Below are 22251 nucleotides of genomic sequence, written 5' to 3'. Positions count from 1 at the left end.
TCGAGTGTCGAGGGCTTTTTTCTATGTCATGTATTAAATCATACGCTTTTTAGAAGCGATGCGAGACGCTTTCGTCGTATTAGCGAAATGCCATTTCGTTACGGACTGTAATACGTCTTCACCTTGTGAAAGTAAAATGTTTGCTGCAATTTCATCTACTTTATGACCGGCACCTTTCGGTAGTTCAATACCGAGTTTTGAACTAAGTTGGTCCATGCCACTTAAAAAGGCAAAACGAGCAATAATAGAAGCGGTCGCCACGGCTACGTGTAGCTGCTCTGCTTTCGTTGAAAAGAGGACATTTTCTCGAACGATTATTTTTTCTTCTTGAATATGACGATAATACGTATCGCGTTCTTCAAACTGATCAATTAAAATATAGTCCGGTTTTGTTGGTTCCATTTTCGTTAATACATGTTTGATTGCTTGGTTATGAAGTAATGCTTTAATTTTACCTTGAGACCAGCCTTGATTTTTCACTTTATTGTATTTGTCGTTATGTAATGTTAAGACACTATACACGACGTTTTCCATTAAAATAGGAGCGATTTCACGCATTTTGGCATCGGTTAGCATTTTCGAATCTTTTACGCCGAGTTGTTGAACTAAATCGATTTTATTAGCAGGAATAAAAACAGCAGCGACCGTCATTGGGCCGAAATAATCGCCTGTACCTGTTTCATCTGAACCGATGACACTCATTTTAGCGAAATCTGCGGGTAATGGATCTCCTTTTGTTGCAACTTTAGGTGTGACAACGACGTCATCAAAACGTGCAGCCTCTTGTTCGGCTTCTGTTCCTTGAAACATCACTTTACCTGATTTGTAAGACGTTACAACAGCGTGTGCTGTCTTTGCCATAAAGATAGCACCAGGAGCATTCGTTGGTACAGCAACTCCCTCATAATACGCGTGAACTTTTTGTTGTTCCTCAGTTGATAACTTTAATACGATTGTAGACATTTTTTGTAGTCCTTTCTGTAGTAGATTATTCACATAAAGAAGTGTTTCATGGTATTATTAATCATAGGATTTAAAAGGAGGGAATGACATTGACAGAACATAATTTGAATCGCACATCTGTGAAAATTTATGGGCAACTTTATCAAATGGTCGGTGTGGAATCTGTAGCGCATATGAAAGATGTTGCCGTTATTGTAGATGAACAAATGCAAACGATTCGTAAAGCAAACCCTTCTTTAGATACGACCAAGTTAGCCGTGTTAACAGCTGTAAATGCTGTGAATGATGCAGTTAAGTTAGCTGCTAAATTGGAGAAATTAGAACGACAACTTCAAAAATCAAAGGATGACGTGAATGATTGATTTAATCATTATAATAATTTTAATTGCTGGTATTTTTACTGGCGTCGGTCGAGGAGTACTTTATCAACTCGTTAATTTAGCAGGTCTCGTTGTGAGTGTCGTCATTGCATCGCTAGGTTATAAAGCATTAGCAGAGCAATTCGTTCTCCTCGTTCCGTATCCAACAATTAGTGATGCGACGTCGATGAAGTTTGGAATGGAAGGTGCAGATTTAATGCAAACCTTCTATAACATGTTAGCATTCGTGCTGATTTTCTTCGTCGTGAAGTTTCTATTCAAACTGATTGCATCCTTGTTTAACTTCGTACAATACATACCGGTATTAGGAGCCTTCAACCGTTTCTTAGGTGGTATTTTAGGTTTAGTACAAGTATATATCATGCTATTTTTCATTCTTTACATTGTAGCATTGATTCCAGTAGAGCGAGTGCAACAATTTGTAGATAACTCTATTTTAACAAATTTAATACTCAAATATACACCACTCATTTCGACAATGTTCCAACATTTGTGGTTCGTTTATGTGAAATAATTATGAAAAGCGGGCGTCTACGATTGTGGACGTCCCTTTTTTGTGAAAGGGCGATTGATTATGAATAAAAAGAAAATCATTCAAACATTAGAAACGATAGCGACATATTTAGAATTAAAAGGAGAAAACCCATTTAAAATTTCTGCATTTCGTAAAGCAGCTGCTGCACTTGAAAATGATCCGAGAAGCATCGAAGAAATGGATGATGTGACGAAAATTAAAGGAATCGGTAAAGGGACAGCAGCCGTTATTCATGATTTACTTGAAACGGGTGTTTCGACAGATTTACAATCATTAAAAGAAGAAATTCCTGTAGGACTTCCATTACTATTGAAAATTCCAGGTCTTGGTGGCAAAAAAATTGCGAAGTTATACCAAGAGCTCGGAGTAGATTCTGCAGAAAGTTTAAAAGAAGCATGTGAGTCAGGGAAAGTCGGTGAACTGGCAGGATTCGGTAAGAAGACAGTCGAAAAATTATTAAAAGAGCTTGAAACGTTTGGGCAACGTTCAGAGCGTCATCCGATTTGGCAGCTAGAAGAAAATGTGAAGGATATCAACCGTGTGCTAGAAAAAATTGATGAAATTGATCGTTTTTCTGTTGCGGGATCATTCCGTCGTGTGACAGAAACGAGCAAAGATGTCGACTTTATCATTGCATCTTCAGAGCCTCTTGTCGTGAAAGAGCAACTAATGGAGAAAATGAATTATTCAGAAGTCATTGCGGCAGGTGATACGAAAATCTCATTCGTATTACAAGGCGATGACCCAGCGAATGTTGATTTTCGTATCGTAACAGATGCTGAATATCCAACAGCTTTGCATCATTTTACAGGATCAAAAGAGCATAATGTTCGCATGCGCCAACTTGCGAAAGAACGTAATGAAAAAATTAGTGAATATGGGGTAGAACAAGCGGATGGCTCAGTTCTTACGTTTGAAACGGAAAAGGCATTTTTCGAACATTTCGATTTGCCATTCATTCCACCGACGCTACGTGCAGGACATGCAGAATTTGAACGTCATAGTGAAATTGACGATCTCGTACAACTATCGGATATTCAATCAGACTTGCATATGCATACGACGTGGTCTGATGGAGCGCATACCGTACAAGAAATGGGCGAAGCATTAATTGACCGCGGGTATCATTATGCAGTCATTACCGACCATTCACAATATTTAAAAGTAGCGAATGGTTTAACACCTGAGCGATTAGAACAACAAAAAGAAGAAATTTTAGCATTCAACCATACGCATAAAGATTTCCATTTATTAAGAGGAACGGAGATGGACATTTTACCAGACGGTTCACTTGATTTTGACGATGTCGTTATGGAAGGCTTAGACTTCGTTATTGCGTCAATTCACTCAAGTTTCTCTCAACCGCAAGAGAAAATTATGGAAAGATTGCACAATGCACTGAAAAATCCACACGTAGATATGATTGCACATCCAACAGGTCGAGTCATTCATCAACGTGACGGCTACAATCCAAATATGGCACAACTTATCCAATGGGCGAAAGAATATGGTAAAATTTTAGAGTTGAATGCAAATCCATATCGCCTTGATTTATGTGTGGAACATTTAGAGATGGCGGCAGCTGCTGGTGTGCCAGTGGCGATTAATACAGATGCACATGCAATTGAACAATTACGCTATATGGATATCGGAACGAAATATGCTCAAAAAGCATGGCTTCATAAAGATATGATTGTGAACACATGGGACTTAGATCGTTTCCTTGCGTTTATAAACAAAGAAAAATAGCGGACAACATAGATGAAGGAGGTGTTTTGAATGATCGCACAACGCGCATTGAAAACACTAGAATTTGATAAAGTACGAGAACAAGTCGCTAAATATGCAACTTGTTCTTTAGGACAAGAAGGATTAGAAAAATTAGCACCTGCTACGACATTAGAAGAAGTACAAAGTTTATTAGAAGAAATGGATGAAGGGTTATCTATTTTACGCATTAAAGGGTCGGTACCGATGGGTGGGATTTTTGATATACGTCCACACGCTCGTCGTGCACAAATCGGTGGGATTTTAAGCCCGAAAGAATTAATGGAAATTTCAAGTACGATTCGTGCTAGTCGTATTTTCCGTGAATTCATTGAAGTCATCGAAGCGGACAATGAAATTGAGATTCCTTTATTCATTGCAAAAAAAGAAGAATTGCCTATTTTAACCGGCTTACAACATGAGATTAATAGTTGTATTGACGATAATGCAAAAGTGATGGATTCAGCGAGCCAAGCATTGCGTGGCATTCGTACGCAATTACGTACACAAGAAGGACGCGTACGTGATCGTTTAGCGAGTTTAACGAGAGGTAGTGCGGCAGCTAAAATGTTGTCGGATTCGATTATTACATTACGAAACGATCGTTTTGTTATTCCAGTAAAAGCTGAATATCGTAGTCATTATGGTGGTGTGATTCATGACCAATCCGCATCAGGCCAAACGCTTTACATCGAACCAGATGCAGTCGTACAAGCGAATAATGAAATTCAAAACTTAAAAGTAAAAGAAAAAGCAGAAATTGATCGCATTTTATTAGAACTATCAAGCAAAGTACAAGAAGTCGCACATAGTTTATTCGTACTCGTTCAAATTTTAGCTGCGATTGACGTCGTCTTAGCAAAAGCAAAATACGGTCAAGCGAATAAATGTACGATGCCTATTATGAACGACCGTGGCTATATGAAATTAACGAAAGCACGCCATCCACTACTTGACGCAGAAACAGCTGTTGCGAATGATATCGAATTTGGAGATGACATTACGACGATCGTTGTTACAGGTCCTAATACAGGTGGTAAAACCGTCTCATTAAAAACGATTGGCTTATGCACATTAATGGCACAAGCAGGTTTACCAATTCCAGCATTGGACGGTTCGGAACTGTCTGTATTCACGCAACTATTTGCGGATATTGGGGATGAGCAGTCGATTGAACAAAGTTTATCTACGTTCTCTAGTCACATGGTGAACATCGTAGAGATTTTGAAACAATTCGACGACCGTTCCCTCGTTCTTTTCGATGAGTTAGGTGCAGGGACAGACCCGCAAGAAGGTGCCGCATTAGCGATTTCTATTTTAGATGAAGTGCACGGACGCGGGGCACGTGTTATGGCGACGACCCATTATCCAGAATTAAAAGCATACGGATACAATCGACCAGGTGTTATTAACGCAAGTATGGAGTTCAATGTGGATACGTTGAGCCCGACATATCGTTTATTAATTGGTGTACCAGGTCGCTCGAACGCTTTTGAAATTTCAAAACGATTAGGCTTACCAGAACATATTATCGAAGCTTCAAAAGCCTTTACCGGAACGGAAACGCATGAAGTTGAGTCAATGATTGCTTCACTTGAAACATCTCGTTTAGAAGCGGAAAAAGATGCAGAAGAAACTGCCCGTCTTTTAGAAGAAGCGAATGAGTTACGTGCAGATCTTGATGCGCAAATGGCAGAATACGAAGCGAAGAAAGAAACGTTAGAAAACAAGGCAAAAGAGAAAGCACGTAAAATTGTCGAAGAAGCGAAGCGAGAAGCGGAAGAAGTAATTGACGAGTTGCACAAAATGCAACATCGTGCGAATAAAGCAGTTAAAGAACATGAAATTATCGATGCTCGAAAACGATTGGAAGGTGCTGCGCCAGCACAAGAAAATCGTATTTTGAAAAAACAACGCCAACAAAATGCGCGTGCTAAGCAACTCCGAGTTGGAGATGAAGTGAAAGTGCTAAGTTATGGTCAACGTGGTACATTGATTGACCGAGATAAAACCGGTGATTGGGTCGTTCAAATCGGTATTTTAAAAATGAAATTACCAGAAGATGATTTACAATATATCAAACCTGAAAAAACGAAAGATACGGTGAGCGTTTCGACCGTAAGAAATCGTAGCCAAGCAGTAAAACTTGAACTAGATTTACGTGGTGAGCGTTATGAAGATGCGATGCATCGCACAGAAAAATATTTAGACGATGCATTACTATCTAATTATCACCAAGTATCAATTATTCACGGTAAAGGAACAGGTGCTTTACGTGAAGGCATTCAACAATTATTAAAACGCCATCCTCGTGTAAAAGGCTATCATTTTGGTAGTGCAAGCGAAGGCGGGTACGGTGTTACCATCGTTGAATTTAAATAATGTGTAAGGGGGAACGTGATGGATTCTTTTTGGCACTATCCAATCGTCGAAATGACGGGTTATTATACGGTCGTTATTTTATGTTTAATCGTGTCGATGGCTTTATTTGAAGTCGTGACAAAGTACAATAACTGGCAACAAATTAAAGCAGGAAATGTAGCGGTCTCTTTAGCGACAGGCGGTAAAATTTTAGGAATCTGTAACGTATTTCGTTATTCGATTGAAAGTCATTCTACATTACTTACGACAATCGGCTGGGGAATGTTTGGATTTGTCTTATTAATCCTTGCTTACTTTCTTTTTGAATTTGTGACGCCAACGATTGATGTGGACAAGGAAATTGCGAAAGATAACCGAGCAGTCGGTTTTATTTCCTTTACAATTTCTGTCGGTCTGTCATTTGTTATTGGTGCAAACATTCCATAACGAACATCTCCTTTTTCTAAAAATCTCGAAATCGATATCGGTTTCGAGATTTTTTATGTCTTCATTTAAATGAACCTTTATCAGGAGATGATAAAACGATTAAATTCTATTAAAAAACATTTTTTTCTCGAAAAAACGTAATAATTATAATAAATGATTGAAAGGGAAGCATCCATTCGTTATACTGAAAGTAAGTTTTTAACAATTTATGACAAAGGGGTGGCGCAAGTGACGGAAAAAATTTGGTTGAAAAATTATCCGGAGCAAATGGCAACTTCACTGCAGTATCGTGAAATTCCTTTGCAACAATATTTAACTGAAGTAGCCGATCGAACACCGGACAATGTGGCGATTCATTTTATGGGGAAAGATATTCGCTTCAAAGAGTTACGAGAGTATGCGTATAAATTTGCTAATTACTTAAAAGATTTAGGGTTACAAAAAGGGGACCGAGTAGCGATTATGTTACCGAACACACCGCAAGCAGTAATTAGCTTCTTCGGTGCGATGTATGCAGGATGTACCGTCGTGATGACAAATCCATTGTATACAGAAAGAGAAGTTGCGTATCAGTTAAAAGATTCAGGGGCAAAACTGATTGTGACATTGGATATTTTATATCCACGTATTATGAAAGTTTGGAAAGATACGGATTTACAAAATATTGTCGTGACAGGCATTAAAGATTTCTTGCCGTTCCCGAAAAATCTCGTATATCCGTTCATACAGAAAAAAGAATACGGTTTCAAAGTAGCAGTGAAGCACGGAGGGAATACACATCTATTCCCCGAAATATTACGTGTCGCTTCTGCTACCGCTCTTCCGAAAGATCCGGAATTCGATTTTTACAATGATCTCGTATTATTACAATACACAGGCGGAACGACAGGATTCCCGAAAGGCGTTATGTTAACGCATCGAAACATCGTGTCGAACGTTCAGTCATGCGAGTTATGGACGACGGATTATCATATTCCAGAAGAGGAGCGCGAACCGGATGTCGTGATGGGTGTGTTGCCGTTTTTCCACGTATATGGGATGACGACTGTTCTTACGTTAAGCGTTATGATGGGGTTCAAAATGTTACTCGTACCGAAGTTTGATGCGACCGAAATGTTGAAAACAATCGACAAGCATCATCCGACGTTGTTCCCAGGTGCACCGACAATTTATATTGGCATTTTAAATCATCCAGATTTAGAAAAATATGATTTGTCATCTATCAAAGCATGTATTAGTGGTTCAGCACCGTTACCAGTAGAAATTCAAGATCGTTTTGAAGCGGTGACAGGTGGCAAGCTTGTAGAAGGATATGGTTTAACCGAGTCTTCACCTGTAACACATAGTAACTTCTTATTTGAAGATACGCGTGTGAAAGGATCTATAGGGGTACCGTGGCCAGATACAGATGCAGCAATTATGGACGTTTCAACGATGACAGAATTAGCTATCGGAGAAGTTGGAGAATTGTGCGTTAAAGGACCACAAGTTATGAAGGGATACTGGAATCGACCGGAAGAAACGGAGCAAACGCTACGCGATGGCTGGTTGTTAACAGGTGATATGGGTTATATGGACGAGAATGGCTATTTCTTCGTCGTCGACCGGAAGAAAGATATTATTATTGCGGGTGGCTACAATATTTATCCACGAGAAGTAGAAGAAGTATTGTATGAACATGAAGCGATACAAGAATGTGTCGTTGTTGGCGTACCAGACCCATATCGAGGGGAAACGGTTAAAGCATTTATCGTGTTAAAAGAAGGGGCAACAGCTACGAACGATGAGCTGAATACGTACTGTCGAAAAAATTTAGCTCCGTATAAAGTACCACGTATATATGAGTTTAGAGAAGAGTTACCGAAGACAGCTGTCGGTAAAATTTTACGCCGTCAATTAGTCGATGAAGAAAAAGCGAAACAAAGTGGTAACCTCGCTTGACAAAATAGATCGTGAACATTTATCATAAAGATGTGAATGAATAACCATTCATTTTTCGGATATGGTGGTGATATAAAGTGAAGAAAGACAAGCCGAAGTATAAGCAAATAATTGATGCTGCAGTGATTGTCATTGCAGAAAACGGCTATCATCAGGCACAAGTTTCGAAGATTGCGAAGCAAGCTGGCGTTGCCGATGGCACAATTTATTTATACTTCAAAAATAAAGAGGATATTTTAATCTCCGTTTTTGAAGAAAAAATGGCAGTATTTAAAGAGCGACTGTCACGCATATTGAGTGCAGATCACACCGCTTCTGAAAAACTGTTACTGATGATTGAAAGTCACTTTAAAGTTCAAACGGATAACAAACATCTTGGAATCGTTACGCAGCTAGAATTACGTCAATCTAATAAAGAAGTTCGCACACAAATTAACGACATTTTAAAAGGCTATTTGATGATGATTGATCAAATTCTTTTAGAAGGCGTTGAAAGTGGGGAATTCAAAAAGGATATGGACATTCGTTTGGCGAGACAATGTATTTTTGGTTCTATCGATGAAATTACAACTTCATGGGTGATGAAAGATCAGAAATTCGATTTACTCGCTATTGCACCTAACGTTTATGAACTGTTACTGAATGGTATTAAGTCATAGTATTCAACGAAGCTTCGGCTTCGTTGTTACATATTAGGAGGGAAAGCGAATGAGCTTACTACAACTAACGAGAGATGGGCACGTTTCAATTGTTACGATTGAAAAACCGCCTGCAAACGCTTTGAATTATTCGCTCATCGTGGAACTTAATGAAGTGTTTGAGGCACTTGAAAAAGATGCGGATACACGTGTTGTTCTTATTAAAGGAGAAGGACGTTTCTTCTCAGCAGGAGCAGACATCAAAGAGTTTACACAAGTGAAAACGCTCGATGACATGCATGAGAGAACCATGTCTGTGCATAAAATTTTCAGAAAAATTGAAACATTCGAGAAACCTGTCGTTGCTGCCATTCATGGTGCAGCGCTAGGTGGAGGTTTGGAATTAGCCATGAGCTGCCATATCCGATATGTCGCAACAAATGCAAAACTTGGCTTACCTGAATTAAACCTTGGCCTTATCCCTGGATACGGCGGTACACAGCGCTTACCACACCACGTAGGGCTTGCGAAAGCAGCAGAAATGATGTTTACGAGCGAGCCTTTAACGGGTGAGGAAGCAGTGCAATGGGGACTTGCAAATGCGCATTACCCAGAAGAAGAAATTTTTGAACGAGCGATGGCTCAAGCTCAAAAAATGGCTGCAAAGAGTCCACTCGCTTTGAAAGCTGCAATTGACCTATTACGTTTAGGCGATGCGCCGAATCTAAAAGAAACGTTGGAATCAGAAGCAAAACAATTTGCTCAATGTTTCCAAACGGAAGACGCAAAAGAAGGCATTACAGCGTTCATAGAAAAGCGCAAGCCAGTGTTTAAGGGGCAATAATACACATAGGGAGGTTTACGATTATGAACATCTTTGTATTAGTAAAAAGAACTTTTGATACGGAAGAAAAAATCGTTATTAACGGAGGAGCTATTCAAGAAGATGGGGCAGAATTCATCATCAACCCATACGATGAATACGCAATCGAAGAAGCGATTAAAATTCGCGATGAAGCAGGCGGCGAAGTAACAGTTATTACAATTGGAAATGAAGATTCTGAGAAACAGTTGCGTACAGCACTTGCAATGGGTGCAGATAAAGCCGTTCTAATTAATGCTGAAGAAGATTTAGATGATTTAGACCAATATACAATCTCTGCTATTTTAGCAGAATACTTAAAAGATAAAGAAGCTGATTTGATCTTAGGCGGTAACGTTGCAATCGATGGTGGTTCAGGTCAAGTAGCACCACGTTTAGCTGAACTTTTAGGTATTAACTATGTGACGACCATTACTTCTCTTGAAGTATCAGGTAATCAAGCGAAAATTGTGCGCGACATTGAAGGGGATTCAGAAGAAATCGAATCAGCATTACCTTTATTAGTAACAGCACAACAAGGATTAAACGAACCAAGATATCCATCACTTCAAGGGATTATGAAAGCGAAGAAAAAACCGCTTGAAGAACTTGAATTAGATGATTTAGACATCGATGAAGACGATGTAGAACCGAAAACAAAAGTTGTGGAAATTTTCCTTCCACCGACGAAAGCAGCAGGACGTGTTCTTGAAGGCGATCTTTCAGTACAAGTGAAAGAACTCGTATCATTATTACATTCTGAAGCGAAAGTAATTTAATCACACTGAGCATACAAATTGATGGGAGGAATTCCAAATGTCAAAAAAAGTAGTTGTTTTAGCAGAAGCACGAGAAGGCGCATTACGTAACGTATCATTCGAAGCAATCGCAGCAGGTAAAACGATTTCTGGCGGCGGTGAAGTAGTCGCAGCATTATTTGGCCAATCAGTAGATGGCTTAGCAGGTGAATTATTCGCACATGGTGCAGATCGCGTCATTACAGTAGAACACCCGCATCTACAACATTATACTTCTGATGGTTTCGGTCAAGCACTTGCAGCAGTAATCGATCAAGAAGGTCCTGAGGCAATTGTTTTCGGCCATACAGCTCTTGGGAAAGATTTATCACCGAAAGTCGCAGCTAAATTAGAAGCTGGCTTAATTTCAGATGTAACAAAAATTGAAGGTGAAGGCGATAGCGCTCAATTCATTCGTCCAATTTACTCTGGTAAAGCATTTGAAAAAGTAGAATCACAAAGCTCACCATTACTCGTATCTGTTCGTCCGAACAATATTACACCACTTGAAGCGGATGCTTCAAAAACAGGTGCCGCAGAAAGTTTAGCCGTAGACATTACGAACTTACGCACAATCGTGAAAAATGTCGTTCGTAAGTCAACAGAAGGCGTCGATTTATCAGAAGCGAAAGTAATCGTCTCTGGTGGTCGTGGCGTGAAAGGTTCTGAAGGCTTTGAGCCATTAAAAGAACTAGCGAATCTTCTTGGCGGCGCAGTCGGTGCATCACGTGGTGCATGTGACGCAGAATATTGTGATTACTCACTACAAATCGGTCAAACAGGTAAAGTTGTTACACCAGACTTATATATCGCAGTCGGTATTTCAGGCGCTATCCAGCATTTAGCTGGTATGTCTAACTCAAAAGTAATCGTAGCAATCAATAAAGACCCAGAAGCGAATATTTTCAACGTTGCAGACTACGGTATCGTTGGCGATTTATTTGAAGTAATGCCACTTTTAATTGAAGAAGTAAAAGCATTAAAAGTAAACGCATAAAAAATAACTGCGCAAGTGAAAATTTTCATTTGCGTAGTTTTTTATTTTTGCTTATTTTATCTTAATTTCAAGCAAAATAGTCGCTAGGGCTAAAGAAATATGCTACACTTTCGGTAATGAAATACGAGGAGGCAATATTATTATGGCAATTAAACATGCATCAGATGCATCATTCAAAGAAGATATCGCAGAAGGATTAGTATTAGTAGACTTTTGGGCTACTTGGTGTGGACCATGTAAAATGATCGCGCCAGTTCTTGAAGAACTAGCACCTGAAATCGAAGGAAAAGCAGAAATCGTAAAAGTAGACGTTGACCAAAACCAACAAACTGCTTCAGAATACGGTATTATGTCAATTCCAACTTTAGTATTATTCAAAGATGGCGAACTAGTAGACAAAGTAGTTGGCTACCAACCGAAAGAAGCATTAGTTGCTTTCGTTGAAAAAAACGCATAATTTAAACGCGTAAGCGTCTTAATTTGATAAACGGAGGTGATTGCGCCTGTTTTTTACAGTTATTGTGAAGGCATGTGCGACACTTCCGTTTTTTTGTATAGAGGTGAAAAAATGAATGATTTATTAAAACAAAAACTGGCCATTTTACCTGACCAACCAGGCTGTTATTTAATGAAAGATCGCCAAGGTACGGTTATTTACGTCGGGAAGGCAAAAGTATTGAAAAATCGTGTGCGGTCGTATTTTACAGGGTCACACAATACGAAAACGGAACGTCTCGTAAGTGAAATTGTTGATTTTGAATACATTATCACGTCTTCAAATAAAGAAGCATTTTTACTCGAATTAAATTTAATTAAACGATATGATCCAAAATACAATATTATGTTGAAAGACGATAAGACGTATCCATATTTGAAAATTACGAATGAAAAAGCACCGCGCTTACTTATTGCACGTAAAGTACGAAAAGATAAAAGTAAATATTTTGGTCCGTACCCAAATGGCTATGCGGCTGCGGAAACGAAGAAATTACTCGATCGTCTATATCCTTTACGTAAATGCGATCCGATGCCGAACCGGGTTTGTTTGTATTATCATATTGGACAATGTTTAGCTCCTTGTGTAAAAGACATTCCGAAAGGGACGTACGATGAGATGATTCAAGAAATGACACAGTTTTTAAAAGGTGGTCATGATGACGTTAAAATTCAACTGACCGACAAAATGCTCGCAGCTTCTGAAAAATTGGATTTTGAACGGGCGAAAGAGTATCGAGATCAAATTGCGCACATCGAAAAAGTTGTAGAACACCAAAAAATTATGTTGAATGATTTTACAGATCGAGACATATTCGGCTATGCAGTAGATAAAGGGTGGATTTGTGTACAAGTGTTTTTCGTACGCCAAGGGAAGCTCATTGAAAGAGAAGTGTCTTTATTCCCAACATATGGACAGCCGGAAGAAGAAGTACTTACGTTCATTGCACGCTTTTACGAAGCAGGTCATCTTTTACCGAAAGAAGTGCTCGTTTCTTCTGAAATTGATACGGACTTATTACAATCAGCGATTACGATTCCTGTATTGAAGCCTCAAAAAGGGAAAAAGAAAGAATTGTTGGACCTTGCAATTAAAAATGCTCAAAATGCGATTGATGAGAAGTTTAAATTAATCGAAAGACAAGAGGAGCGAACGATTGGTGCAATCGACCAACTTGGCGAAGCGTTAGCAATTGAAACGCCTTTGCGTATTGAGGCGTTTGATAACTCGCACATATTTGGTGCGGATACGGTCTCAGCCATGGTCGTATTTGAAGATGGTAAACCGAACAAAAAAGAATACCGTAAATTTAAAATTCAAACAGCGAAAGCGCACGATGACTATGGTGCGATGAAAGAAGTCGTTCGTCGTCGTTATACGCGCGTATTAAAAGAACATTTGCCACTGCCAGACTTAATCGTAACGGATGGTGGGAAAGGGCAAATGGAAATTGTTCGGGAAGTGTTGGAAGATGAATTAGGACTAGACATTCCAATCGTCGGGCTGGCGAAAGATCAAAAACATAAAACGGCGAATTTATTATATGGTATGCCACCAGAAATTGTACCGCTTAAACGGAATAGTGAAGCGTTTTATTTATTACAACGCATTCAAGACGAAGTCCATCGATTTGCGATTACGTTCCATAGACAGTTGCATCAAAAAAATGCGATTACGTCTGTTTTAGATGATATACCAGGTGTAGGACCTAAAAGGAAACAACAATTACTTCGTCATTTCGGAACGATAAAAAAATTAAGGAAGCGAATAGCGAGCAATTAAAAGAAGCTGGTATACCTGAAAAACTGGCTAGTACGATAATTGCGTATTTTCTGAAAAAGTAATTGTTTTTTTGAAAATGCTATGGTATCTTTAATGCACCAACATAAATCACTACTAATCACAGTGATGATAGAGGCGCGGAACTCAAATAGTACCCATTTGGAAGCTGGAATAGAGCTGACGAAAAATGGAGAAAGGGGAGGCCGCCGAAATGGTTAATAATCTATTCATTATTAACTGTTGGTTCTACATTTAAGAAATGTAGAATTGTCAGAGCGAAAGGCTTTGGAGGGCTATCACACATGAATGTTCGAACGATGAACTTACATGCTAAAGGCGGCCCACTTATGGTCGCCTTTTTTTAATGCATCATGTGACTGCCCAACATATTCTAGTATGTAGGGAGAGAAATGAATGACAACAATTGTTATGAAATTTGGTGGTACGTCCGTAGCGACAACGGAAAGAATTCAACTCGTCGCAAAAAAAATCGAGAAGCAAGTACTCGCAGGTAATCAAATCGTCGTTGTCGTTTCTGCTATGGGGAAAGCGACAGATGATCTCGTGGCGATGGCAGAACAAATTTCTAGCGTTCCTTCTAAGCGTGAAATGGACGTCTTATTGACGACAGGTGAACAAGTGACAATTTCGCTTTTAACGATGGCTTTACACAACTTATCGATTGATGCACAATCTTTTACAGGGTGGCAAGCAGGTATTTTAACAGAGAGTGTGCCGAGTAATGCACGGATTGAAGCGGTGAATACGGAAGCAATTGAAGGTGCATTGCAACATAATCGTGTTGCGGTCGTTGCTGGTTTCCAAGGAATTGACGAAGAGGGGAATATTACGACGCTAGGGCGTGGTGGTTCAGATACGACGGCTGTTGCGATTGCGACGGCATTAAAAGCTTCTCTTTGTGAAATTTATACGGATGTAGACGGTGTTTATACGAGCGATCCTCGTCACGTCAAACAAGCGCGTAAGTTACAAGAGATTACGTACGATGAAATGTTAGAATTAGCTAATCTAGGCGCCGGGGTACTACATCCGAGAAGCGTCGAGTTTGCTAAAAATCATCAAATGCCGATGACGGTTCGCTCAAGTTATGAAGATGTAGAAGGAACGCTTTTGAAGGAGGAAGTTACGATGGAAAAAAACTTAGTTGTGCGAGGGATTGCATTTGAAAAAAATATCGTGAGAATGACGGTACATTACAATGATAATTATTTAGGAACGTTAGCAAACATATTTACGACGCTTGCTAAAAAATCATATTAATGTCGATATTATCGTGCAGTCGATTACAGAACAACAGCATCCAGCGGTTTCATTCTCTGTCAAAGCAGATCAATTAGAAGAAACGCTTCAAGTGTTAGAAGAAAATCAACAAACGCTTGGATACTCTTACGTAGAACATGAAGCGAGTTTAGCGAAAGTTTCAATTGTTGGTTCAGGGATGATTTCAAACCCCGGCGTTGCAGCGAAAATGTTTGATCGCCTATATCGAGAAGGTATTGGTGTGAAAATGGTGAGCACGTCTGAGATTAAAGTATCCGTCGTTACGAACGTAGAAGATATGTTGAAAGCAGCGAATGCACTGCACGATGAGTTTGATTTAGCGAAAGAACATGTTTTACAATAATTAAATGAAAATGGATGAAAAACAGTAGTTCCTTCTATTATATATTGAAAATATTGAAAATTTTTTCATCTTCATTTTCATTGCTAGTAAAAGTTTCTGAAAACAATTGAAAGAATTCGATAAAAAAAGAGCACCTCTTCAAATGACGAGAGATGCTCTTTTTCATCGTTGCAAAGTATTAAGCAACCGGGTCTTTTAAATCCCATTTTACGTGTAAAGAAATTTGATTCTTTTTCGTTTGTTTTTCTTCTGAACATTCTGTTAGGAAACCATTCATTTGTTGATATTGCTGTGCTAAAAAACCAGCTTCCAAACGGAAACAACGTTGCGTGATATGTAATAAGTTTTCAGATCCTGTTAATGCATAAAAGGCTTGGTCTTTAGCATCTTTTTCTAAAATGAGTGTCCCCCAACTTGCATCTTCAAAAAATTGAACTACTTCTTCTAAGTTAGAAGCAGGGAATTTTCGTGCAAGTTCTTTACCTGCCCAATATAAAATTTCATGTTCATTTTTTCCTAGAACGGAAGATAAGAGATGATCTCGGACGATTTCATATCCGAATGCGGTGACGACTTGTGGCATTTTTTGAGTCATAGAACCACTTCTTTCTAAAAATTTGTCTATTTTTTGAATAATAAAGTAAAATATTAGCTGAAACAGCTAATCATACTGAATTACAGCGATTCGAACATAGTTATTATGTGTCGAAAATGTGCAGGTTTCCTTGACGCTCTATAGTTATGAGAGTACAATGAACTTGTCATAATATTGTACCATGATAAAGCGTGTAGTAAAACCATGCATTGTACCTAAGCATGGTTAATATTCATATGCACAGCTTTAAGTACTAAGGGGGGTAACAGTCTTGGCGAAAGAACAAGAGTTTTACTGGCGTCGATTACATTCACTACTTGGTTTAATTCCAATAGGTCTGTTCTTAACGGTGCACTTATTTATTAACTTTTCTGCAACAAAAGGTGCAGAAACATTTAACAAATTTTCTGAAGGAATGGAAAGCCTGCCTTTCCTAGGAATTATTGAATGGGTTGTTATTTACATTCCATTACTATTCCACGCAATTTATGGTGTATATATTGCATTCACTGCAAAACCAAACTTAAACCGTTTTGGTACTACACGTAACTGGTTCTTCGTATTACAACGTTTCACAGGTATTTTCCTAGTGATCTTTATCGCTTGGCACATTTGGCAAACACGTTTGCAAAAAACGATTGCCGATGCAACAATCGATTACAATTTAATGTCAGACGTAGTAACTAGCACTGGTATGCTAATTTTCTACATCGTTGGTATTATTGCAGCAACATTCCACTTATCTAACGGCCTATGGTCATTCTTAGTAAGCTGGGGTATTACACAATCTCCAAAATCTCAAAAAGTTGTAACTTGGATTACAATGATTATCTTTGTATTGTTATCTGTAGTAGGCGTAATGGCGATTTTAGCTTTTAGAGGCTAATAATAATACGCTAACTACTATCTGAACGAGGAGTGAAAAAAAACATGGCGAAAAGCAAACTTTTAGTCGTTGGTGGCGGTCTTGCCGGCCTTATGACTACAATGAAAGCTGCTGAAATGGGCACTGAAGTAGAATTATTCTCATTAGTTCCAGTTAAGCGTTCACACTCTGTATGTGCGCAAGGCGGAATGAACGGTGCCGTTAACACGAAAGGTGAAGGTGACTCACCTTGGATCCACTTTGATGATACTGTATACGGCGGGGACTTCTTAGCGAACCAACCACCAGTAAAAGCAATGTGTGAAGCAGCACCTGGTATTATCCACTTATTAGATCGTATGGGCGTAATGTTCAACCGTACTCCAGAAGGTCTTTTAGATTTCCGTCGTTTCGGCGGTACAATGCATCACCGTACAGCATTCGCTGGTGCAACTACTGGTCAACAACTTCTATATGCACTTGATGAACAAGTACGTAAATGGGAAGTTGAAGGTTTAGTAACAAAATTCGAAGGCTGGGAATTCCTAGGCTTAGTTATTGATGAAGATGGTGTATGTAAAGGGATCAAAGCTCAAAACCTTTCAACTCATGAAATCCGTGCATTCCGTGGTGACGCTGTTGTTATGGCAACTGGTGGCCCTGGTATCATCTTCGGTAAATCTACAAACTCAATGATCAACACTGGTTCTGCAGCGTCTATCGTATACCAACAAGGTGCTAAATACGGTAACGGTGAAATGATCCAAATTCACCCAACAGCAATCCCTGGCGATGATAAATTACGTCTAATGTCAGAATCTGCTCGTGGTGAAGGTGGCCGTATTTGGACATACAAAGACGGTAAACCTTGGTACTTCCTAGAAGAAAAATATCCTGCGTACGGTAACCTAGTTCCTCGTGACGTAGCAACTCGTGAAATCTTCGACGTTTGTATCAACCAAAAACTTGGTATTAACGGTGAAAACGTCGTCTACCTAGATCTTTCTCATAAAGATCCACACGAACTTGATGTTAAACTTGGTGGTATCATCGAGATTTATCAAAAATTCGTTGGTGACGATCCACACAAAGTACCAATGAAAATCTTCCCAGCCGTTCACTATTCAATGGGTGGACTATGGGTAGATTACGAACAACAAACATCAATCCCTGGCTGTTTCGCTGCAGGTGAATGTGATTACTCTCAACACGGTGGTAACCGTCTTGGTGCTAACTCATTACTTTCTGCTATTTACGGTGGTACAGTTGCTGGTCCTAACGCAGTGAAATACATTAAAGGTTTAGACAAACACGTTGAAGACCTTCCATCTAAAATGTATGATGAAGCTGTTCGTGAAGAACAAGCTAAATGGGATGAAGTTCTTAAAATGGATAGCGGTAATGAAAATGCTTACCTTCTACACAAAGAACTTGGTGAAATCATGACTAAAAACGTAACAGTTGTACGTTACAATAAAGACTTACAACATACGTTAGACAAATTAGCTGAATTCAAAGAACGTTGGAACAACATCAACATCAATGACACAGCTAAATGGTCTAACCAAGGTGTTCAATTTACACGTCAATTACGTAATATGTTCGCATTAGCAAACGTTATTACGAAAGGGGCATTATTACGTAATGAATCTCGTGGTGCACACTACAAACCAGATTTCCCAGAACGTGATGATGAGAACTTCTTAAAAACTACAATTGCAAAATTCACTCCGTCATTCGAACCAGAAATCACTTACGAAGCAGTTGATTGCTCTATGATCAAACCTCGTAAACGTGACTATACAGGAGGTGCACACTAATCATGGCAGATCAAAAACAATCGTTGTTAAAATCAAACGTCAAGATGGTCCAGATGCAACTCCACGTTGGGAAGAATTCGAAGTACCATACCGTCCAAATATGAACGTTATCTCTGTTCTTATGAAAGTTCGTGAAAATCCAGTAACTCGTGATGGTAAAAAAACTACTCCAGTAGCATGGAACATGAACTGTTTAGAAGAAGTTTGTGGCGCATGTTCAATGGTAATCAACGGTCGTCCACGTCAATCATGTTCAGCTCTTGTTGATCAATTGACTCAACCATTATCATTAGAACCAATGAGCACGTTCCCAATCGTACGTGACTTGCAAGTCGATCGTTCTCGCATGTTCGATTCACTTAAAAAAGTTAAAGCATGGGTTCCAATCGATGGTTCTTACGATTTAGGTGAAGGTCCACGTTTACCAGAACGTAAACGTGAATGGGCTTACGAATTATCTAAATGTATGACTTGTGGTGTTTGCTTAGAGTCTTGCCCTAACGTAAATGATCACTCTTCATTCATGGGTCCAGCTCCTTTATCTCAAGCTCGTCTATTTAATACACACCCAACTGGTGCAATGATTAAAGACGAACGCTTAAATGCAATTATGGGAGACGGCGGTCTTGCTAACTGCGGTAACTCTCAAAACTGTGTTCAAGCTTGTCCAAAAGGTATTCCTTTGACAACTTCTATTGCTTCACTTAACCGTGCTGCAACAGTTCAAATGTTCAAAAACTTCTTCGGTTCTGACCATATGGTCGACTAGTCGTTTCGAACGCTTTAACAGCCTATCTTTGGATAGGCTGTTTTTTTATTGTAGTAAAATAATGCATTTTCGAGTAGATATTGGTATTATTATAAAATGAACGACTATTCATAAAATGGAGGGGTTACAATGATTCCTAGTTATATTGGTAATGTAGAAGAATGGTTAAAAGGATTTCATTATTTTGAGAAGATTAATGTTCGTTTTTCAGAAACAGATTTATTTGGGCACGTAAACAATACGGTTGTTTTCGTTTATTTTGAACAAGTTCGAACGAATTATATGATTGCGAACAATTTGATGGAGCAGGAAGTAGAACCAGGCATCGTCGGCATTCCAGTAATGGCGAATTTACATTGTGATTATATACAACAAGCGTATTTTAATGATGAGTTGGAAGTAGGCTGTAAAGTTGCTCGAGTAGGACGCTCTTCTGTTGATATGCATTATGTCGTATTACGCAAAGGTGAAATATGCTTTACAGGAACGAGTACAGCCGTACAAATGAATAAGGAAACAGGAAAATCACTCCCATTTTCAGAAAAGCAATTACAATCGTTACAAATCCCGGTTAATTAATATAGAAATAGCTTGCTAATTGCTATATTTGAAGTCAAAATAAGGGGTATACAGATTTATGGGAGTGAATTGGATGCCACAAGATGATTTGACTGCAAGTATTGATGCAATTGAAAAAGATTTACGACATATTGCCGGTATTATTAAACAAAAAGGCCGCGAAATTTTGAGTAATTACACAATAACGCCACCACAATTTATTGCGCTTCAATGGTTAGATGAGCTTGGGGACATGACAATTGGTGAACTTTCGAATAAAATGTATTTAGCGTTTAGTACGACTACTGATTTAATTGATCGTATGGAGCAAAAGGATTTAGTCATTCGCGAACGAGATACGAAAGATCGTCGCGTCGTACGTGTCCAATTGCTTGAAAAAGGCGAGAAGATTATTAAAGAAGTAGTTGAACAGAGACAACGCTATTTAAAAGATGTCGTCGATGATTTTGGACACGAAGATATTTTGGCTTTATCAAAATATTTATCAAAGATGCATCAAGAAATGAAATAGGAATGAGGCGGTTAGCGTGAATGCTCCAATCGGAGTGATTGATTCAGGTGTTGGTGGTTTAACCGTTGTAAAAGAAATGCTTCACTATTTACCAAATGAAGAAATTTATTATATCGGTGATACAGCACGTTGCCCATACGGACCAAGAACGCCACAAGAAGTCGTGAAATTTACATGGCAAATGGCGGATAAACTAGTCGAGATGGGTATTAAAATGCTCGTAATTGCTTGTAATACAGCGACTTGCGTAGCTCTTGAAAGTTTGCAAAAGCATAGCAAAATCCCCGTAATTGGCGTGATTAATGCAGGTGCACAAGCAGCGATAAAAGCGACGGAAACGCATGATATTGCAGTGATTGCAACGGCAGGAACGGTAAAAAGCGCAGCTTATGAAAATGCGATTGCTTCTCTTTACTCATCAAGCAACATTACTTCTTTAGCATGTCCACCACTCGTACCATTAGTGGAGAGTGGCGAATATATGGGAGATTTTGCTTTTGATTTAGTGAAGACATCTTTGCAACCATTGAAAAAAGCGCGATTTGATACGTTAATTTTAGGCTGTACACACTATCCTATCATTAAAGATTTAATCCAAAAAGCTGTGGGGGAACAGGTACATATCGTATCATCTGCTACTGAAACAGCAAAACAAACATTAGAAATTTTAAAATTCCAAGGCATTGAGCGTACAGCAAAAGAGTCACCCCATCACAAATTTTTTGCGACAGGTTCACTTCCAATCTTTAAAGAGATTGCGACGAACTGGTTGCCATTAGAACAAGTAGATGCGGCTCGTGTTACGCTAAAATAAATGGTCTCGAATCTATTAAAATGATCATGAAAGAGCTGTGGCTTGCGATAATCGTAACCTCAGCTCTTTTTTTAGGAGGAACTAATTTGAAACAAGTAGTTATTGCAACGAAGAATAAAGGAAAAGCACGTGATTTTGAAGCGATTTTTGGTCCACTAGGATATGAAGTGAAAACGTTGTTTGATGTAGCACCATCCATGGATATCGAAGAAACAGGCACAACGTTTGAAGAAAATGCGACATTGAAAGCAGAAGCACTTGCACAAGACTTACAACAACTCGTGATTGCAGATGATAGTGGTTTAATGGTAGATGCTTTGAACGGAGAACCGGGTGTGTATTCAGCACGTTATGCAGGTGATCACGATGATGAAGCGAATATGGATAAAGTATTAGCTAATCTTGCTAACACGCCGGACGACGAGCGTACAGCACGTTTTACATGCTGTTTAGCGATTACAGGACCAAATTTTAAAACGATGACGGTAAAAGGTTACTGTGAAGGTCGAATTTTACGCGAACGTCGTGGAGAAAATGGTTTCGGATACGATCCAATCTTCTACGTTCCTGAATTAGGTAAAACACTTGCCGAATTAACGGCAGAAGAAAAAGGGGCTATTTCTCACCGAGGCAATGCATTACGTCTTTTAACAGAAAAATTAGAAGGTCAATTATAAGAAACGAGGC

The 22251-nt window shown here is 39.0% G+C and carries 20 protein-coding genes, 2 pseudogenes and 1 riboswitch; of the genes and pseudogenes, 20 read left to right on the top strand and 2 right to left on the bottom strand.

Annotation, left to right across the window (positions count from 1 at the left end; translation table 11 throughout):
• Nucleotides 1-33: 33 nt before the first annotated feature.
• A complete protein-coding gene (rnhC, locus tag KSHG_RS06730) occupies nucleotides 34-963 on the bottom strand; it encodes a ribonuclease HIII (RefSeq protein ID WP_010303685.1) in 930 nt (309 codons plus the stop codon).
• 89 nt (nucleotides 964-1052) lie between these two features.
• Between rnhC and zapA the strand changes: the two genes are divergently transcribed.
• The 13 genes and pseudogenes from zapA to KSHG_RS16290 all read left to right on the top strand — a co-directional run bounded on the left by zapA (nucleotide 1053) and on the right by KSHG_RS16290 (nucleotide 15611).
• The gene (zapA, locus tag KSHG_RS06725) at nucleotides 1053-1325 is read left to right on the top strand and encodes a cell division protein ZapA (protein WP_010303683.1); all 273 of its coding nucleotides are present in this window, start codon (nucleotides 1053-1055) and stop codon (nucleotides 1323-1325) included.
• Nucleotides 1318-1857: a CvpA family protein gene (locus KSHG_RS06720; RefSeq protein WP_010303681.1), complete on the top strand. Its 540-nt coding sequence runs from the start codon at nucleotides 1318-1320 to the stop codon at nucleotides 1855-1857. The genes zapA and KSHG_RS06720 overlap by 8 nt, the downstream gene beginning before the upstream one ends.
• A 60-nt stretch (nucleotides 1858-1917) precedes the next feature.
• The gene (gene polX, locus KSHG_RS06715) at nucleotides 1918-3627 is read left to right on the top strand and encodes a DNA polymerase/3'-5' exonuclease PolX (RefSeq protein ID WP_010303679.1); all 1710 of its coding nucleotides are present in this window, start codon (nucleotides 1918-1920) and stop codon (nucleotides 3625-3627) included.
• Nucleotides 3628-3657: 30 nt separating this feature from the next.
• Nucleotides 3658-6027 carry an endonuclease MutS2 gene (locus tag KSHG_RS06710; protein ID WP_010303677.1) on the top strand — a complete coding sequence of 790 codons (2370 nt, stop codon included), beginning with the start codon at nucleotides 3658-3660 and terminating at the stop codon, nucleotides 6025-6027.
• A gap of 18 nt (nucleotides 6028-6045) precedes the next feature.
• Complete coding sequence (locus KSHG_RS06705) at nucleotides 6046-6453, top strand: DUF350 domain-containing protein (protein WP_010303676.1); 408 nt, start codon at nucleotides 6046-6048, stop codon at nucleotides 6451-6453.
• Nucleotides 6454-6681: 228 nt separating this feature from the next.
• Nucleotides 6682-8394 (top strand): AMP-binding protein, encoded by a 1713-nt coding sequence (locus tag KSHG_RS06700; RefSeq protein ID WP_010303674.1) that lies wholly within the window; start codon nucleotides 6682-6684, stop codon nucleotides 8392-8394.
• 77 nt (nucleotides 8395-8471) lie between these two features.
• Entirely contained in the window at nucleotides 8472-9053 is a 582-nt protein-coding gene (locus KSHG_RS06695) for a TetR/AcrR family transcriptional regulator (protein WP_010303672.1), read from the top strand.
• Nucleotides 9054-9102: 49 nt separating this feature from the next.
• Nucleotides 9103-9876 (top strand): enoyl-CoA hydratase, encoded by a 774-nt coding sequence (locus KSHG_RS06690; protein ID WP_010303671.1) that lies wholly within the window; start codon nucleotides 9103-9105, stop codon nucleotides 9874-9876.
• Nucleotides 9877-9899: 23 nt separating this feature from the next.
• Nucleotides 9900-10673, top strand: a complete 774-nt coding sequence (locus KSHG_RS06685; RefSeq protein WP_010303669.1) for an electron transfer flavoprotein subunit beta/FixA family protein — start codon at nucleotides 9900-9902, stop codon at nucleotides 10671-10673.
• A 37-nt stretch (nucleotides 10674-10710) separates the two neighbouring features.
• A complete protein-coding gene (locus tag KSHG_RS06680; RefSeq protein ID WP_010303667.1) occupies nucleotides 10711-11688 on the top strand; it encodes an electron transfer flavoprotein subunit alpha/FixB family protein in 978 nt (325 codons plus the stop codon).
• Nucleotides 11689-11830: 142 nt separating this feature from the next.
• On the top strand, nucleotides 11831-12145 hold the full coding sequence (gene trxA / locus KSHG_RS06675; protein WP_010303665.1) for a thioredoxin: 315 nt from the start codon (nucleotides 11831-11833) through the stop codon (nucleotides 12143-12145).
• 111 nt (nucleotides 12146-12256) lie between these two features.
• A pseudogene (gene uvrC, locus KSHG_RS16295) lies at nucleotides 12257-14028 on the top strand (excinuclease ABC subunit UvrC).
• A gap of 60 nt (nucleotides 14029-14088) precedes the next feature.
• A riboswitch (Lysine riboswitch) is annotated at nucleotides 14089-14270 on the top strand.
• A gap of 110 nt (nucleotides 14271-14380) precedes the next feature.
• Nucleotides 14381-15611: pseudogene (locus KSHG_RS16290) on the top strand (aspartate kinase).
• Between the two features lie 178 nt (nucleotides 15612-15789).
• Here the strand turns inward: KSHG_RS16290 and KSHG_RS06660 are convergent.
• Complete coding sequence (locus tag KSHG_RS06660) at nucleotides 15790-16206, bottom strand: YslB family protein (protein ID WP_010303658.1); 417 nt, start codon at nucleotides 16204-16206, stop codon at nucleotides 15790-15792.
• 271 nt (nucleotides 16207-16477) lie between these two features.
• Here KSHG_RS06660 and KSHG_RS06655 point away from each other — a divergent pair, with 271 nt between their 5' ends.
• From KSHG_RS06655 to KSHG_RS06625, 7 genes are all read left to right on the top strand, one after another.
• Entirely contained in the window at nucleotides 16478-17092 is a 615-nt protein-coding gene (locus KSHG_RS06655) for a succinate dehydrogenase cytochrome b558 subunit (protein ID WP_010303656.1), read from the top strand.
• Between the two features lie 44 nt (nucleotides 17093-17136).
• The gene (gene sdhA, locus KSHG_RS06650) at nucleotides 17137-18891 is read left to right on the top strand and encodes a succinate dehydrogenase flavoprotein subunit (protein WP_010303655.1); all 1755 of its coding nucleotides are present in this window, start codon (nucleotides 17137-17139) and stop codon (nucleotides 18889-18891) included.
• A complete protein-coding gene (gene sdhB / locus KSHG_RS06645; protein WP_010303653.1) occupies nucleotides 18881-19660 on the top strand; it encodes a succinate dehydrogenase iron-sulfur subunit in 780 nt (259 codons plus the stop codon). The genes sdhA and sdhB overlap by 11 nt, the downstream gene beginning before the upstream one ends.
• A 129-nt stretch (nucleotides 19661-19789) precedes the next feature.
• Nucleotides 19790-20239: an acyl-CoA thioesterase gene (locus KSHG_RS06640; protein ID WP_010303651.1), complete on the top strand. Its 450-nt coding sequence runs from the start codon at nucleotides 19790-19792 to the stop codon at nucleotides 20237-20239.
• A gap of 58 nt (nucleotides 20240-20297) precedes the next feature.
• Nucleotides 20298-20750 carry a MarR family winged helix-turn-helix transcriptional regulator gene (locus KSHG_RS06635; RefSeq protein ID WP_235728348.1) on the top strand — a complete coding sequence of 151 codons (453 nt, stop codon included), beginning with the start codon at nucleotides 20298-20300 and terminating at the stop codon, nucleotides 20748-20750.
• A 16-nt stretch (nucleotides 20751-20766) separates the two neighbouring features.
• Nucleotides 20767-21564: a glutamate racemase gene (racE, locus tag KSHG_RS06630; protein WP_010303648.1), complete on the top strand. Its 798-nt coding sequence runs from the start codon at nucleotides 20767-20769 to the stop codon at nucleotides 21562-21564.
• An 86-nt stretch (nucleotides 21565-21650) separates the two neighbouring features.
• Nucleotides 21651-22241, top strand: a complete 591-nt coding sequence (locus KSHG_RS06625) for an XTP/dITP diphosphatase (RefSeq protein ID WP_010303647.1) — start codon at nucleotides 21651-21653, stop codon at nucleotides 22239-22241.
• Nucleotides 22242-22251: the final 10 nt, after the last annotated feature.

It is taken from the genome of Kurthia senegalensis, assembly GCF_000285595.1.
In the GTDB taxonomy this organism is placed as follows: Bacteria; Bacillota; Bacilli; order Bacillales_A; family Planococcaceae; genus Kurthia; species Kurthia senegalensis.
This window is presented reverse-complemented; position numbering and strand designations above follow the sequence as displayed.

Excerpts from the sequence above, each read along its gene's own strand:
- rnhC (WP_010303685.1), bottom strand. The coding sequence starts at position 963 with ATGTCTACAATCGTATTAAAGTTATCAACTGAGGAACAACAAAAAGTT.
- KSHG_RS06720 (WP_010303681.1), top strand. The coding sequence starts at position 1,318 with ATGATTGATTTAATCATTATAATAATTTTAATTGCTGGTATTTTTACT.
- polX (WP_010303679.1), top strand. The coding sequence starts at position 1,918 with ATGAATAAAAAGAAAATCATTCAAACATTAGAAACGATAGCGACATAT.
- KSHG_RS06710 (WP_010303677.1), top strand. The coding sequence starts at position 3,658 with ATGATCGCACAACGCGCATTGAAAACACTAGAATTTGATAAAGTACGA.
- KSHG_RS06705 (WP_010303676.1), top strand. The coding sequence starts at position 6,046 with ATGGATTCTTTTTGGCACTATCCAATCGTCGAAATGACGGGTTATTAT.
- KSHG_RS06690 (WP_010303671.1), top strand. The coding sequence starts at position 9,103 with ATGAGCTTACTACAACTAACGAGAGATGGGCACGTTTCAATTGTTACG.
- KSHG_RS06685 (WP_010303669.1), top strand. The coding sequence starts at position 9,900 with ATGAACATCTTTGTATTAGTAAAAAGAACTTTTGATACGGAAGAAAAA.
- KSHG_RS06680 (WP_010303667.1), top strand. The coding sequence starts at position 10,711 with ATGTCAAAAAAAGTAGTTGTTTTAGCAGAAGCACGAGAAGGCGCATTA.
- trxA (WP_010303665.1), top strand. The coding sequence starts at position 11,831 with ATGGCAATTAAACATGCATCAGATGCATCATTCAAAGAAGATATCGCA.
- KSHG_RS06660 (WP_010303658.1), bottom strand. The coding sequence starts at position 16,206 with ATGACTCAAAAAATGCCACAAGTCGTCACCGCATTCGGATATGAAATC.
- sdhA (WP_010303655.1), top strand. The coding sequence starts at position 17,137 with ATGGCGAAAAGCAAACTTTTAGTCGTTGGTGGCGGTCTTGCCGGCCTT.
- KSHG_RS06640 (WP_010303651.1), top strand. The coding sequence starts at position 19,790 with ATGATTCCTAGTTATATTGGTAATGTAGAAGAATGGTTAAAAGGATTT.
- KSHG_RS06635 (WP_235728348.1), top strand. The coding sequence starts at position 20,298 with ATGGGAGTGAATTGGATGCCACAAGATGATTTGACTGCAAGTATTGAT.